The 1083-nt window shown below is 34.9% G+C and carries 1 pseudogene; it reads left to right on the top strand.

The features are described from left to right. Window positions 1–932: pseudogene (locus NQK76_RS02505) on the top strand (reverse transcriptase domain-containing protein); the annotation flags it as partial. Window positions 933–1083: the final 151 nt, after the last annotated feature.

The following is a 1083-nucleotide window of genomic DNA, read 5'->3' on the forward strand; positions in this document are numbered from 1 at the left end:
TAAAACACTCTCAATCATTAGCAAATGGTTGAAAGCCGGTTTCATGAAAGATGGCATCAAATATGAATCTTTATCAGGCTCTCCTCAAGGAGGAATTATTTCTCCTTTGTTGGCGAATGTATATTTACATTACATTGACTTGAAAATGGAAGAACTGATTAAAGTAGAAAAACCAATTAAGAATAGTAACCCAGAATATGGAAAAGCATGGCTTAAAAACCAGCATCATAATCTGGGGATTGACAGATATATCAATTTAAATCCAAAACCAAGAGTTGAATATATCCGTTATGCTGATGATTTTATCATCGGTATTAAAGGCGAATATAACCAGGCGGGAAGAATTAAAGACCAAGTAACGCAATGGCTAAAGCAAGATTTGAACCTTACGATTAGTAAAGATAAATCCAAAATTGTTAAAGTCATCAAAAGGACGAGGTTTCTATCCTACATGATAAAGGTTAATCCTACCAATAAAACCCGGGAAAGGAAAACCACTAAGAATTCCTTAAATGGCAAAGTTCTTGTCCGAATTCCCCAAGCGAAAGCGGAAGAATATGGATATGAATACAATTGGTTAAAAGAGGGAAAGGTGAAACACGACGAAACATTAGCAGAAAGGGATGAATTAGAAATAATCCGGACCTATAAGACAATTGTTAGAGGAATTATCCAATACTTTTGTTGGACTAACAATCCAAGTGTTTTGACTCACTTAAGTTATCTAGCTGAATACAGCTGTTTGAAAACACTAGCAAGGAAACGGAAAACGTCAATTGTCAGAGTTCGAAAGAAATGTAAATCGCAATAAGCATTACCAAAGTATCATGAATAAAAGAACAAAGGTATTGTGTAAAGATTGTCATCGCAAGATAACCAATCAACAAATACACAATATTATAAAAACAAGAACAATAAGAATAAATAGCTAATCAACCGTGAGGAGAAATTAGTTCTCGCAAGAGAGTGAATTATGGAAAGCCGGATGCTGGGAAACTTGCTTGTCCGGTTTGGACGGGGGCTGATTGTAAATAAAACAGCAAAGATAAATCGCTGAATAAAACGCAATTAATCTATCCGTAT

Origin of the sequence: Candidatus Phytoplasma australasiaticum subsp. ipomoeae (genome assembly GCF_024425275.1) — a bacterium.
GTDB lineage: Bacteria > Bacillota_I > Bacilli_A > Acholeplasmatales > Acholeplasmataceae > Phytoplasma > Phytoplasma australasiaticum.